Source organism: Gluconobacter sp. (genome assembly GCF_047723935.1).
In the GTDB taxonomy this organism is placed as follows: Bacteria; Pseudomonadota; Alphaproteobacteria; order Acetobacterales; family Acetobacteraceae; genus Gluconobacter.
Genome location: NZ_JBDOBO010000018.1, coordinates 18,863 through 31,788 on the forward strand (window position 1 = coordinate 18,863; position 12,926 = coordinate 31,788).

Below are 12,926 nucleotides of genomic sequence, written 5' to 3' on the forward strand. Positions count from 1 at the left end.
AGGAAGACAGTATGTTCATGGGGCTTTGGGTAATGCAAAGGCCACGACTTCATCGCTGTTGCGCGTTTTTAGCCCGCCATGGCCACCTACAGCCAGCACGACATATTGCCGGCCGTCTTCGCCCATATAGGTCAGCGGCGTGGCATTGCCGCCGGCGTCCAGTTCTGTCTTGAAAAGCGTATGGCCGTCATGCCCATCAAGAACATGGAAGCTTTGATCCGCCAGCGCGCCCATGAACACCAGACCATTCGGTGTGGTCACGCTGCCGCCCATGGAGAAGACACTGGTGGGGAGGCCAACGGGCATCCGCAGCATGTTCGTCGGGCCAACATTCTTCGTTGTGCCCAAAGCCCGCTCCCAGATGACCCGACGGTGAACAAGATCAATCGCCTGCATCTTGCCCCATGGGGGTGCCAGGCATGGAGCGCCAAACGGGCCAAGCCATGGCTTCACGACGGCCGCGAAGGGCAGGCCATGCTGTGGGTTGTTTGTGAAAACAGGTTCTGGATAAGGCTGAGTCCAATCATGCCAGGATTTGTAGAGCCCTTTGGCTAGGGCTTTTTCCTGTGGCACCAGCGTCATCAGGAACGGAATGAACGTGGTGTTGATATACATGACACCATGCGTCGGATCGATGGTGCCACCATACCAGTCTGCCACACCATCAAATGCTGGAAAGCCTACGGTGCCCTGCTGGCTCGGTGGTGTGAAGAGGCCCTTGTATCGCATGGAGCGGAAGGCAATGCGGCAAAACATCTGATCATATGGGGTCGCGCCCCACATATCGTCTTCCGTCAGATTAGGCCGGCGTAGATTGGGCATCTCTGAGGAGAGAGGCTGCGTTGGTGAATAATGTTCGCCCGGCGTATTCCCTGCGGGCACTGGTATTTCCTGAACACGGTAGAATGGGGCACCCGTTCGGCGGTCCAGCACGAAAAGTTCGCCCTGCTTGGTTGTCTGTACCAGTGCGGGGGTCAGGGTGCCGTGGGCATCTGGCAGATCCACCAAAGATGGGCCGACGGGGAGGTCAAAATCCCACAGATCATGATGAACGGTCTGGAAATGCCAGCGCTCTTCGCCCGTCGTGATGTCCAGTGCGACAAGGGAGCTGTCATATTTCTCGTCAAAGCTCCGGCGCTTGCCGCCGAAATAGTCAGGCGTGGCAATCCCGAGCGGGACGTAAACCATGTTTAGCCCGGCATCGGCCGTATAGACGCCCCAGCCATTGGCAGTGCCACGGGTAAAGACTTCGCCGGGATCGAGAGGTTTGTTGGCTGGTGTGCGACCCATGTCCCAGGCCCAGGCCAGTTGGCCCGTAATAGCATCAAAGCCACGAATAACGCCGGAAGGTTCGCCAACCGTCTGATCATCATAAACCCAGCCACTCGTCATGATGCGGTTATGCAGCACCATGGGTGGGGAGGTGATGAAGTGAAAGCCGGGCGGAATGGCACCCATCCCACCCCGGAGATCCACAACGCCATGATCGCCAAAGCTTTCACAGAGTTTTCCCGTGTCGGCATCGACCTCAAACAGGGTTGGAGGGGAGCTGGAATTTGTTGAGACGATGCGATGGGCGCAGTCTGTTCCCGGCGCATTGACGTAGGAAACGCCACGGCAGGCCTGATAGATGTTCTTGCCGAATTCCCCACCCGGCGAATATCGCCATATTTCCTTTCCGGATGTTGCATCCAGCGCCACGACATCTCGGTGTGGCGTGCAGAAAAACAGCCGGTTGCCGATTTTAATAGGTGTTGCTTCAAAGCTGAATTCTCGCCCGCGGGAGTTCTCGCCCGCGCGTGGCAGATCCTTGCTGTGATAGACCCACGCCACTTTCAGATCATGAGCGTTGGAAGCGTTGATCTGGGTTGGCATGGCAAAGCGGTCTCCGGCCGGAGTGCCGCCATAGAACTGCCAGTCATTGGCAGCCTGCTGGTCTGCGCCCGGAAGGGTCGCACCGGTCTCCCCGGGGAACGGATTGAACTGGTGGTTTCGTGATGCGGTAATGTGCCAGCCGCAGGCGAACACAAAGACAAACAATGCCGCGCAGAATGTCATGCCGCCTGCAACAACGGAGCGTCGCTCCGGGCCTTGGAGTAGTCGCCCTGTAATCCAGGGGCTGAACACCCACAGGCCCATTCCTGCTGGCAGGGCGAGGGGCGGGAGAAGGCGCCAGCCATCAAGGCCAACGCGCTCTAACGCCCAGAAAAGCGTATAAAGCAGGAGCCCTGCATAAACTGCGGAAGCGCCGGGGTGAAGTCGGATCATCAGAATGCCGGACGCCACCATGAGGACGCCTGCGACGGCGTAATAGAAAGAGCCTCCCAGTCCAATTAACCACAGACCGGGTAAAGCCAGCCCTAAGCCAAGCAGAACGAGCAAAATGCCCGTCACAAGGGGCAGGAACGAACTGCGTCGCAACGTAGGCGGCATGGAATTTTCCTTTGGGGTAACCGAAAGGATTAATCCCACACGGGGGAACGCAGTTTCCTAAAAAAGAAAATAGGGAGTTCTTTTGCGCCCGATTGTTTCAGATCGACTTCAGTGCGCCACCATCAATACGGATCATGCTGCCGGTTATATAGGCAGCAGTCGAGCCGGCGAGGAAAGTCGCAGTCGCGCCAAATTCCTCGACAGTGCCGTATCGTCCAACAGGGATATTGCGGGCTTTTCCCGCCTGAATGTCTTCTGACGTTTTACCCGTCTTGCGGGCTTCGGCCTCGGCCAAAAAATGGGTTCGATCTGTTGTAATATGGCCGGGCAGAAGCATGTTGACCGTCACGCCATAGGGGGCCACTTCCGTCGCAAGCGTTTTGGACCAGCCCGCGAGTGCCGAGCGTAATGTGACGGAGACGCCGAGCCTGATATTTGGCTCAACCACAACAGCCGAAGCGATGGTGAGGATGCGTCCCCACCGGCGCTCCTTCATACCGGGCAGTACCGCATCCGTAATTCTGAACAGGCTCAGAACCATGGTCTCAAACTGCTGTTTCCATGTGTCTATGGAAATGCCCTCAACACCTGATGGGGAGGGGCCGCCGGTATTGTTTACCAGAATGGAAATATCCGGATGCTGCGTGCGGATGGCCTGAACGAATTCCTCAACGGAGGCGCTGTTCGACAGATCAACCGGCAGCGCCACAGTCTGAACGCCGTGCTGACTGGCAATCGCTGTTGCTGCGTCTGTCAGCCTGTCACTGGCGCGTGCAGCCAGAACGATATGGACCCCTTCTGCCGCCAGTGCCTCCGCAACGCCCCGGCCCAGGCCGGAAGAGGCGCCAAGAACAAGAGCTTTGCGGCCGGAAAGCTGGAGGTCCATATCAAGGTATCCTTAGGGGCGATGTAGAATTGAGGAAGATGAGCGGGGAACGATCAGCGCATCCCCGGCTGTTTCTTGACCGTCTGCCAAAGCGTTTCCAGCGTTTCCAGATTTTGCTCGCCCATTGTTTTACCCTCAGAGGCCAGGCTGGCTTCCATGGCTTCGAAACGGCGTGTGAACTTCCGGTTGCTGCGGCGCAATGCGGCCTCCGGGTCAATGCCCAGCTTGCGTGCCAGACTGGCGACAGTGAATAGAACATCCCCCAGTTCGTCTTCGATCCGGTCGCGGTCTCCGTCCAGTTCAGCTTTAAGTTCGCCGATTTCTTCCTGCACCTTTTCCAACACGCCTGACGCATCATCCCAGTCGAACCCGACGCGAGCTGCACGGCGGCACAGCTTGGCGGCTCTGACCAGGGCAGGCAGGTGCTGGGCCACACCAGCAAGTGCGCCATATTCTGCTTTGGCGTGGCGCTCGGTTTCTTTCGTGCGTTCCCACAGGTCTTCGTCGTGTTCTACATCGCTGAAGATGTTGGGATGGCGGCGGACCATCTTGTCAGCGATCTTTCCAGCAACGGTTTCGAAGTCAAATTGGCCTTTTTCTTCAGCCATTTGAGCTTGGAATACGACTTGTAGCAGCAGATCCCCGAGTTCATCCGGCAAGGAATCACTGTCATCCCGGGCGATGGCATCCATCACCTCATAGGCTTCTTCTATAGCGAAGGGCGCAATGGTTTCGGGTGTCTGTGCCACGTCCCACGGGCAACCGCTCTGCGGGTCGCGCAGGCGCTTCATGATGTCCAGAAGGCGGTCAATCTGACGGACGGGGTGGGTCTGGGGCATAACAGCTCCTGGGTAATGATCTGGCGTCTGGCCTGACCCAAAAGCATACTCTTTCGTTGCACAGACAGAAAGCACAGAGCGCACGAACCGCTCTCACGGGATGACAGCACCAAGGGTAACGCGATAAGAAGGCCAGCCCGGCTGCTTGGACAGGCCGGACTTTTTTTGCAGACCGGATTTTAAATACATGGCCAGGATCTTTATCGACGGAGAAGCAGGGACCACGGGGCTGGGCATCCGCCAGCGTATCGAGGGCCTGCCCGAAAATTACGGCTTGGAACTGCTATCGATTGATCCGGCTCTGCGCAAAGACGCTGAGGCGCGGCGCGCCCTGCTGGCACAGGCAGATATTGCCATTCTCTGTCTGCCAGATGACGCCGCGCGTGAAACCGTTGCTCTGGCAGATGGGCTGAACGTCCGTATTCTGGATGCCAGTACGGCGCACCGGATTGCTGCTGGCTGGGTTTATGGTCTGCCGGAACTGGATGAAGATCAGGGCGCTCTGATCCGCGGTGCGACCCATGTTGCGAATCCTGGCTGTTATCCGACGGGTGCAATTGCACTGTTGCGGCCGCTGGTTCGCGCTGGACTTGTCCCAGCAGATCACTCCATCTCCATCAATGCCGTTTCGGGTTACAGCGGGGCAGGGCGCTCCGCGATTGAGGCACATGAACGGGATGGCGGCCCGGCATTCTTTCTTTACGGGCTGACGCTGGAACACAAACATCTTCCAGAAATCCAGCACTACTCCGGCCTGACGCGCCAGCCGGTGTTCGTGCCGTCTGTAGGGCACTTTCCGCAGGGCATGATTGTGTCCATCCCGCTTCACCTTGCGGATCTGCCCGGCCATCCGACGCCGCGCGATCTGGAGGCAACGCTTGAAAAAGCTTATCGCGGGTGTGACCATGTCCGGGTTCTGCCGTCTGAACCCAAACTCCTGGCAGATGCGCTGGCCAATACGGATAATATGGAGCTCCGTGTGCACGGCAATGCGCAAGGAGAAAAAGTGGTTCTGACCGCGCGTCTCGACAATCTGGGTAAAGGAGCCTCTGGCGCTGCGATCCAGAATCTGCTTTTGATGCTGGGTCTCTGATTTTCCACGGTTTGGGATTTTTTTTTCACGGTCTGGTCCTTTGCTCAGGAATGCACTAGGGTCTGGGCCGTTCGCGCGAGAGTGGCGGAACGGTAGACGCAGTCGGCTCAAAATCGACCGCCGAAAGGCATGGGGGTTCGAATCCCCCCTCTCGCACCACAAACCGGGCGCACCAGTCTGGCTGCACCCGAGGACCGTTTAGCCCGGAACGAGCATGTCCAAGCCGACTGTCAGACCTTCCCGCCCGTTCTTTTCCTCTGGTCCGTGCGCAAAACGCCCTGGCTGGTCCCTCTCGGCTCTGGATCAGGCCCTGCTGGGACGGTCACATCGTGCCCCTGAAGGTCGTGCGCGCCTGAAGGAAGTCATTACCCGCTCAAAAAATATCCTAGGCATTCCCGCAGACTGGCGGCTGGCTATTGTTCCGGCCTCGGACACTGGTGCGGTTGAGATGATTCTCTGGGCCATCGCCGGTGAGCGCGGCATGGATGTGCTGTCTTTTGAAAGTTTTTCTGGAACATGGGCGCAGGATCTGCGGGACGTTCTGAAAATCGAAGATCTTCGCGTGCTGGACGCTCCTTATGGAGAGCTTCCGGATCTGGCGGCTGTAGACTGGTCCCGCGATGTCGTCCTGACCTGGAACGGTACAACGTCAGGCGTTCGCATTCCGAATGCAGAGGCTATTCCCGTCGAGCATGACGGTTTGATCATCTGTGATGCAACATCCGCTGCTTTCGCCATGGACCTTCCGTGGGATCGTCTGGATGTCGTCACGTGGTCTTGGCAGAAGGCCCTCGGCGGTGAAGCTGCTCACGGCATGGTGGCCATCAGCCCCCGTGCTGCCGCTCGTCTGACAGAGGCTGCCCCACGTCCGCTGCCCAAAATTTTCCGTCTGACGGGAAAGAAAGGTCTGCTGGAGGCTGTGTTCGAAGGGGATACCATCAACACGCCCTCCATGCTGTGCGTCGAAGATGCGCTGGATGGTTTGCGGTGGGCAGAGTCTGCGGGTGGTCTCCCTGCTCTCAAGGCGCGCTCGCAAGCCAGTCTGGCCGTCGTAGCGGAATGGGTGGAAAAGACGGATTGGGTGTCCTTTCTTGCGTCCGATCCTGCAACGCGGTCCTGCACGTCAATCTGCCTCAAAATCGTAGCACCCTGGTTCGAGGCACTGTCGCCTGAAGCTCGGGCCAAGGCCGTCAAGCACCTGACCGGGCTGGTCGCACAGGAAGGTGCAGGCTATGACCTCGCGTCTTATCGAGACGCCCCTGCTGGTTTGCGGATCTGGGGAGGAGCCACCGTTGATGCAGCGGATATTCAGGCTCTCCTTCCGTGGCTGGACTGGGCGTATGAGTGCACGCGCGAGGAGTTTGCTGCATGAGCCTGTATTCCGAGACCCCGAGCGCTGCCCTTCTGCCGTCTGGCTTCTCTGACCTTCTGCCGGGTGAAGCCGAAGCTGAGGCGCGTGGTATTGCCTGCGTGATGGAAGCCTTTTCCCGGCATGGTTATGAGCGTGTACGTCCGCCCATGCTGGAGTTTGAAACCTCCCTTCTGAACGGTTCAGGCGGTGCGCTCTCCACTCAGACGTTCCGTCTGATGGACCCAAGCTCTCATCGTATGATGGCCCTTCGGCCAGATATGACGACGCAGATTGCCCGTATCGCCAGTGTCCGCCTTCAGGATGCACCGCGCCCGCTGCGTCTCTCCTATTCCGGAAGCTGTATCGTCATCGGTACGCCAGGACGTGAAGCTGACCGTCAGGTTTCCCAGGCTGGTATCGAACTGATCGGCCCGGATTCCGCACAGGCTGATGCTGAAGTAGTGGCGCTGGGCGCCAGAGCACTTGAAGAGCTTGGCATCAAGGGTGTGTCCTTTGATCTCTCGATGCCAGCTCTGGCTCTGGGCCTGATCGAGACTGCTATTCCTGAAGCGGACCGGGAAGATCTGATTCAGGCGCTGAACCGCAAGGATGCAGCGTCTGTTGCTGAACTTGGCGGCTCAATCGCGGACACTCTCGCGGTCATGCTTCAGGCCGCAGGCCCTGCCAGTCGCGCGCTTGATCTGCTCGCCTCTCTCGACTTTCCGGCTTCCGTCCGTCCGCATTTCGAGCGTCTGGTTGCCTCCGTTGCCGCTATTCGCGAGCGCGCACCGTCCCTGCGTCTGACGGTAGATCCCGTGGATTTCCGGGGATGGCAGTATCATACCGGGCTATGCATCACGGTCTTTTCCACCACCTCGCGTGAAGAACTGGGTCGTGGTGGACGGTATATTGCGGGTCAGGAGCCAGCCTGTGGTTTGACGTTGCGTCCGCAGGCGCTGTTGCGTGCGGCTCCTGTGCCGCCGTCCCGTCCGCGGTGCTATGTGCCCGTTCGGCTGGAGGATGAGGCCATGGCAGCCCTCCATGCTCAAGGTTTTGCGACGGTTTCTGCACTTGAAGTAGATGCAGAGCCTGATGCCGAAGCGCGCCATCTGCGCTGCACCCATGTCTGGCGGAATGGCGCAGCGCACGCGCTCTGACCCCCAGTTTTTTCTAATTTCTGCTCTGCATACCAAGTCGAGGAAGCCAGCTCATGTCCAACGTCACCGTGATCGGAACCCAGTGGGGGGACGAGGGTAAAGGCAAGATCGTGGACTGGCTTGCCAGCCGCGCTGATATCGTTGTCCGTTTCCAGGGTGGTCACAACGCCGGTCATACGCTGGTTGTCGGCGATCAGGTTTACAAGCTGTCACTGCTGCCATCGGGTCTCGTGCGCGGTCAGATCGGTGTGATCGGCAACGGCGTCGTCATCGATCCGAAGGCTCTGATGTCCGAGATTGACCGCGTAACGGCGCAGGGCCTGAAGGTCACGCCGGAAACGCTGTGGATTGCTGAGAATGCTCCGCTGATCCTGCCGGTACATGGTGCGCTGGATCGTGCGCGTGAAGCTGCTCGTGGGGATCGCAAGATCGGCACAACGGGTCGCGGTATTGGCCCGGCTTACGAAGACAAGGTTGCCCGTCGTGCCATTCGCGTCTGTGATTTGGCTGAGCCGGAGACGCTGGACTGGAAGCTGGACGAAGTACTTCTGCATCACAACACGCTGCTGGCGGGTCTGGGTGCTGAGACTTTCACGAAGGAAGAGCTCAAGGACTTCCTGACGGAATTCACACCGCGTCTGATGTCTTTCGCATGCCCGGTCTGGGACCGTCTGGACGAAGCGCGTCGTGCTGGTCGTCGTATACTGTTTGAAGGCGCGCAGGCCGTCATGCTGGACGTCGATCACGGCACCTATCCGTTCGTGACAAGCTCCAACACGGTTGCGGCCGTTGCTGCGTCTGGCAGTGGTGTCAGCCCGTCTTCCATCGGCTTCGTGCTGGGTATTGCCAAGGCCTACACAACCCGCGTGGGCGAAGGTCCGTTCCCGAGCGAACTGTTTGATGACGTTGGCCGGACGATCGGTGAGCGCGGTCATGAGTTCGGCACGGTCACTGGCCGTCCGCGTCGTTGTGGCTGGTTCGATGCTGTCATGCTGCGTCGTGCAGCGCGTGTGGGCGGCGTCACGGGTATTGCGCTTACGAAGCTGGACGTGCTGGACGGTCTGGAAGAAATCTCGATCTGCGTTGGCTATGAGCTGGACGGCAAGAAGATCGACACCTTCCCATCCGCTCCGGGTGCGCAGGCTCGCGTAAAGCCGATTTATGAGACGATGCCGGGCTGGCAGGAAACCACAGCGGGCGCCCGTTCGTGGGGTGAGCTGCCGGCACAGGCCATCAAGTATGTTCGTCGCATTGAAGAGCTGATTGAAGCTCCGGTTACGCTGCTGTCCACCAGCCCGGAGCGTGATGACACGATCCTGATGCGTGACCCGTTCGAAGACTGAGTTTTTTCTGAACGGGAATCAGCCGGTCCGTTAACGAAGCCTCAATTCCTGTTTGGCACATAATGTCAGACAGGAATTTGATGGATCGGACATGGATTACACTCAGGGAGCTGACAGCCCCGAACTGCTGATCGCAGACCGTTATCTGGTGAACACGCGCCAGAAACAACCTGATCTCAGCGGCTGTCCTGCTTGGGTGGCTCAGGACGTTACGGCCACAGGTTCAACCTGGCTGGCTTTGGCACCGTCCATGCCATCCCCCCATTTTTCCGATCTTATGTTTTTCCGACATGAGAGTGTCATCGGCCTGCATGCCCATGAATATCATGAAGGTTCGCTTTGGGTGCTATGTCCGCACCCTCCCGGACCGTCCCTGAAAGACAATCTGGGTGTCTGGTCTGAAAGCCAGATCATTGATGGGGTTATACGCCCTATTGCCGATGCTCTTGAGAAGCTCTCATCTATGGGGCTGACCTGTCGTGGAATTCGTCCGGATAATTTGTTTGTCGGACAGGGGCTTCATAAAGTGGTGGTTGGCCCGCTGGGGGTTGCCTGCAATGCAGACGCGCAGCCTGTCTTGTTCGAGCCTTTGTCTTCCGCGGTCTGTCATCCAACGGCGCGGGGAGGCGGGACGATTGCCTGCGACATCTTCTCATTGGGTGTACTGGTTCTCTCCCTTTGCATCGGGGAACTGCCCCTGAGGGACCTGTCAGATAAAGAAATTCTACAGCGACGTTTTGAAGTGGGCTCTGCCGAGGCCTACATGCAGGGACATAACGTTCCCGCGGGCCTGGTCTCCCTTCTGGAGGCCATGCTGTCTGACCGGCCCGAGAACCGACCTTCTCCTAATGATCTTATAACCATTGCGCCGAGCAAGCTGTTTTCGATCCGGTCTGATATTCCCGCGCGCTCGCCTCTGGTCATTGGGGGGGCGGAGGTCAGAACGCCACGGGCACTGGCATGGTATGCCGGGAAATACCCCAATGAATTCCTGTCTCTGCTTCAACGAAAGATCGTCAGTCAGTGGTTACACCGCGAACTGGAACTGTCAGTTATGTCGAGCTTGATCGAACAGGCTGGGATTGCTTTTTTGCCATCCAGCGGAAACAAAGCCGTAGACCCGACGACGATGGTCGTGACGCGGGCTATTGCCATTCTGGACCCTGCAGCTCCAATGTTCTGGGCTGGCCACTGGTTCTGGCCATCCGCCATTCCTCATATGTTGGCGTGTGCCGAAGCCGGACGGTTCCCGCCTGAAGAGCAACGCAATATCCGTGGGATAGCCGGCTTCCTGATGACGAGTCCGGAAGTGTTTGATGTTCCTTCGCTGCCCGCATTGCAGGCAAAGCAGATCAATGATCTCGCGACTGATGCCCGCCGAACAGGTGCAAAGGGGATGGAGCAGATCCGTCGTGTGCCTTACGACGTGAATGTCTATCAGCCCTGCCTGTCTTCTCGTTGCTTGAAAGAACGGATTTCGTTGTCGGCGGGTCTCTTGCAATGGCTGGATCAGCACGTTTCGGAACAGGAGCTTTCTGCCGACGATCTGGGGCGTTCAGGCTTTCTGGACGATCAGATGCGGACTTTTCTGGAAAGTCATTGCGCGCGCCAGGGGATCATCCCACTAGCGCAGTCCCAGAAAGCGGGGCTTCCGTCCTGGCTTTCAGATCTGACGTTGATGGCTGCCGCCCAGCGCCGTTTCGACAAGACGCCTCTTAGTTCGGTGGCAAAGCGGGCGCTTTCGCTGCTGGAAATCGAGCTCAAGCAGTGGCGGAGCAGAACGACCAGAATAAAGCGTCGTGCCCGGTTATTTCAGCTGGCGGAAGCAGGAAATCTTACGAAATTTCTTGATAACGTCACGGACCCTGCGGGTTTGAAGCATGATCGCAAACTGGCTCGGCAGGCTGAAGCAGAGATTGCCCATCTTGAGAAAGTTCTCGAGGAGGAGCCCGCCCGCAAAGCTGTCCATGAAAAACAGGCCCGTAATGCTGGAGAGTTCTTTTCACTCTTGATCGGGATTGCTGTCGCCATGGCCAGCATCTGGCTGGAGTTTTGTGAATGACGCGCCAGTCAGGGCGTTTGCGCGTGCCAGAGGCCAGTTTCAAATGGTGGCACGGCCTCATCCTTGGCCTGCTTCTGGCCTATGTGCCGGGCAGTCTGCTTGTGGGTGGTGTCCTGCTGCTGCCTCTGATCGTGCTTCGATTTATCGATCCTGATGCTGATCGGCAGCGGATCATGATCGTTCTGTTTTATTTGGGGGCTGTCATGGTTCATCCCCTGAGGGAAGCATGGTTGTCGCATGGGGATTGGGATGCCTGTACCCAGCAAATTATGCAGCCAATGCTTCTTGTCATGGACTGGATGGCCGTTGGTGTGGCGTGGCTTGTCGCGGAAGCGTCTGCCATTGGTGCCAGGCTTTGGTATGCGGATTACGTTCGCAGGGAGCGCAGGAGCATCGAAAAGAAGATCGACGCCCTGCGAGAGGAATGGCTGACTTCAGACAGTGAGAGGCAGGCCTGAAGAGGCCTGTTTCTTCAATTTTCCGGAGTTTCTTCTTCTGAGGGGCTCTCGACAAGCCGGGAGGCAAGATCTCCCGTAGCGCCACCCACAAGACCGCGCGCATAATCCTGAGCTGAGAACGGGCGCAGGTCCTCGGCCTGTTCGCCGACACCGACCATGTGCACGGGCAGTTTGAACTGTTCTGCAAGTGCGACCACAATTCCACCGCGGGCAGAACCGTCCAGTTTGGTCACGATCAGGCCTGTGACGTTCACCAGCTCACGGAACACCCGTACCTGCTCAATGGCGTTCTGACCGGTCGTTGCATCCAGCACCAGCAATACGGAATGCGGGGCGGTTGGGTCGAATTTCTGCATGACGCGGATGATCTTGGCCAGCTCTTCCATGAGCGCGCCCTTATTATGCAGGCGGCCGGCGGTATCGATGAAGAGGAGGTCTTTGCCCTCTTCGGTCGCGCGTTTGATACCGTCATAGGCGAGGCCAGCAGCATCAGCTCCGTGTTTTCCCGCGATAACGGGCACATCTGAGCGTTGCCCCCACACCTGAAGCTGTTCGACCGCCGCAGCACGGAAGGTATCTCCCGCCACGAGCATGACGGATTTGCCTTCTTCACTGTAATGGCGGGCCATTTTGCCGATGGTTGTGGTCTTGCCTACACCGTTGACGCCGACCACGAGGACGACATGGGGCTTCTTCTTCGGATCAGGCTCAAACGGGATCGCAACGGGCTCCAGAACCCGTGCAATCTCTTCGGCCAGGGCATCGCGAATTTCGTCACTTGTGACGTCCTTGCCAAAACGGGAGCTTCGAAAGCTCTCGATAACGCGCTCTGCTACGACAGGACCCAGGTCTGCCGCGATCAGTTCGTCTTCGAGTTCTTCAAGAGCGGCATCGTCCAGCTTGCGATGCGTGAATACAGCTCCGAGACGTGAGCTCGAGCGTGAAAGACCCTGTTTGAGTCGTGAGAAAAATCCAGCCATGCACGGGAGTTCGGACAGGTCAGGCCCAACGTCAAGTCTGTAGCGTCGATTTCCTGAGGGCAAACGTGCCTTTGGAGGAGTGTTTCAGACATTGACAGTACGGAAGCGTTTCAGTTTTTGTGTTTCGGTATGGTTCTTCACCCTCGGTTTTGTGGCGTGAAGCTAAGAGGGAAGTCCGGTGTAAGGCCGGCGCTGCCCCCGCAACTGTAAATGGCGAGCCGTCACCCGACTGATGTCACTGGAGTGCCTATGCCTCTGGGAAGACAGGGTGGCTGCGAAGACCCGTGAGCCAGGAGACCTGCCATGCAATTTCAACCACCGGCG

The 12,926-nt window shown here is 58.1% G+C and carries 10 protein-coding genes, 1 tRNA gene and 1 riboswitch; of the genes, 7 read left to right on the forward strand and 4 right to left on the reverse strand.

What is annotated here, in order from left to right:
• Nucleotides 1-15: 15 nt before the first annotated feature.
• The 3 genes from ABF979_RS08565 to mazG all read right to left on the reverse strand — a co-directional run bounded on the left by ABF979_RS08565 (nt 16) and on the right by mazG (nt 4,158).
• Nucleotides 16-2,433, reverse strand: a complete 2,418-nt coding sequence (locus tag ABF979_RS08565) for a membrane-bound PQQ-dependent dehydrogenase, glucose/quinate/shikimate family (RefSeq protein ID WP_415559133.1) — start codon at nt 2,431-2,433, stop codon at nt 16-18.
• A 97-nt stretch (nt 2,434-2,530) separates the two neighbouring features.
• A complete protein-coding gene (locus ABF979_RS08570) occupies nt 2,531-3,319 on the reverse strand; it encodes an SDR family oxidoreductase (RefSeq protein WP_415559134.1) in 789 nt (262 codons plus the stop codon).
• A gap of 53 nt (nt 3,320-3,372) precedes the next feature.
• Nucleotides 3,373-4,158 (reverse strand): nucleoside triphosphate pyrophosphohydrolase, encoded by a 786-nt coding sequence (mazG, locus tag ABF979_RS08575; protein WP_415559136.1) that lies wholly within the window; start codon nt 4,156-4,158, stop codon nt 3,373-3,375.
• 187 nt (nt 4,159-4,345) lie between these two features.
• On the opposite strand from mazG, the gene argC reads away from it, so the two are divergent.
• The 7 genes from argC to ABF979_RS08610 all read left to right on the forward strand — a co-directional run bounded on the left by argC (nt 4,346) and on the right by ABF979_RS08610 (nt 11,622).
• Nucleotides 4,346-5,251, forward strand: a complete 906-nt coding sequence (gene argC, locus ABF979_RS08580) for an N-acetyl-gamma-glutamyl-phosphate reductase (protein WP_415559138.1) — start codon at nt 4,346-4,348, stop codon at nt 5,249-5,251.
• A 75-nt stretch (nt 5,252-5,326) separates the two neighbouring features.
• Nucleotides 5,327-5,410, forward strand: a tRNA-Leu gene (locus ABF979_RS08585).
• 55 nt (nt 5,411-5,465) lie between these two features.
• Nucleotides 5,466-6,623, forward strand: a complete 1,158-nt coding sequence (locus ABF979_RS08590) for a phosphoserine transaminase (protein WP_415559140.1) — start codon at nt 5,466-5,468, stop codon at nt 6,621-6,623.
• Nucleotides 6,620-7,759, forward strand: a complete 1,140-nt coding sequence (locus ABF979_RS08595) for an ATP phosphoribosyltransferase regulatory subunit (protein ID WP_099211890.1) — start codon at nt 6,620-6,622, stop codon at nt 7,757-7,759. The genes ABF979_RS08590 and ABF979_RS08595 overlap by 4 nt, the downstream gene beginning before the upstream one ends.
• A 53-nt stretch (nt 7,760-7,812) precedes the next feature.
• The gene (locus ABF979_RS08600) at nt 7,813-9,102 is read left to right on the forward strand and encodes an adenylosuccinate synthase (protein ID WP_046900827.1); all 1,290 of its coding nucleotides are present in this window, start codon (nt 7,813-7,815) and stop codon (nt 9,100-9,102) included.
• 91 nt (nt 9,103-9,193) lie between these two features.
• A complete protein-coding gene (locus ABF979_RS08605) occupies nt 9,194-11,164 on the forward strand; it encodes a protein kinase domain-containing protein (RefSeq protein ID WP_415559142.1) in 1,971 nt (656 codons plus the stop codon).
• On the forward strand, nt 11,161-11,622 hold the full coding sequence (locus ABF979_RS08610; protein ID WP_415559144.1) for a hypothetical protein: 462 nt from the start codon (nt 11,161-11,163) through the stop codon (nt 11,620-11,622). The genes ABF979_RS08605 and ABF979_RS08610 overlap by 4 nt, the downstream gene beginning before the upstream one ends.
• Nucleotides 11,623-11,636: 14 nt before the next feature.
• Here ABF979_RS08610 and ftsY read toward each other — a convergent pair whose 3' ends face one another.
• Nucleotides 11,637-12,602 (reverse strand): signal recognition particle-docking protein FtsY, encoded by a 966-nt coding sequence (ftsY, locus tag ABF979_RS08615; protein WP_202207229.1) that lies wholly within the window; start codon nt 12,600-12,602, stop codon nt 11,637-11,639.
• Nucleotides 12,603-12,715: 113 nt separating this feature from the next.
• A riboswitch (cobalamin riboswitch) is annotated at nt 12,716-12,923 on the forward strand.
• Nucleotides 12,924-12,926 lie beyond the last annotated feature (3 nt).

Bases quoted from the DNA above. Each gene is read 5' to 3' on its own strand.
- argC (WP_415559138.1), top strand. From the start codon at position 4,346: ATGGCCAGGATCTTTATCGACGGAGAAGCAGGGACCACGGGGCTGGGC.
- ABF979_RS08565 (WP_415559133.1), bottom strand. From the start codon at position 2,433: ATGCCGCCTACGTTGCGACGCAGTTCGTTCCTGCCCCTTGTGACGGGC.
- ABF979_RS08570 (WP_415559134.1), bottom strand. From the start codon at position 3,319: ATGGACCTCCAGCTTTCCGGCCGCAAAGCTCTTGTTCTTGGCGCCTCT.
- ABF979_RS08605 (WP_415559142.1), top strand. From the start codon at position 9,194: ATGGATTACACTCAGGGAGCTGACAGCCCCGAACTGCTGATCGCAGAC.
- ABF979_RS08595 (WP_099211890.1), top strand. From the start codon at position 6,620: ATGAGCCTGTATTCCGAGACCCCGAGCGCTGCCCTTCTGCCGTCTGGC.
- ABF979_RS08600 (WP_046900827.1), top strand. From the start codon at position 7,813: ATGTCCAACGTCACCGTGATCGGAACCCAGTGGGGGGACGAGGGTAAA.
- mazG (WP_415559136.1), bottom strand. From the start codon at position 4,158: ATGCCCCAGACCCACCCCGTCCGTCAGATTGACCGCCTTCTGGACATC.
- ftsY (WP_202207229.1), bottom strand. From the start codon at position 12,602: ATGGCTGGATTTTTCTCACGACTCAAACAGGGTCTTTCACGCTCGAGC.
- ABF979_RS08610 (WP_415559144.1), top strand. From the start codon at position 11,161: ATGACGCGCCAGTCAGGGCGTTTGCGCGTGCCAGAGGCCAGTTTCAAA.
- ABF979_RS08590 (WP_415559140.1), top strand. From the start codon at position 5,466: ATGTCCAAGCCGACTGTCAGACCTTCCCGCCCGTTCTTTTCCTCTGGT.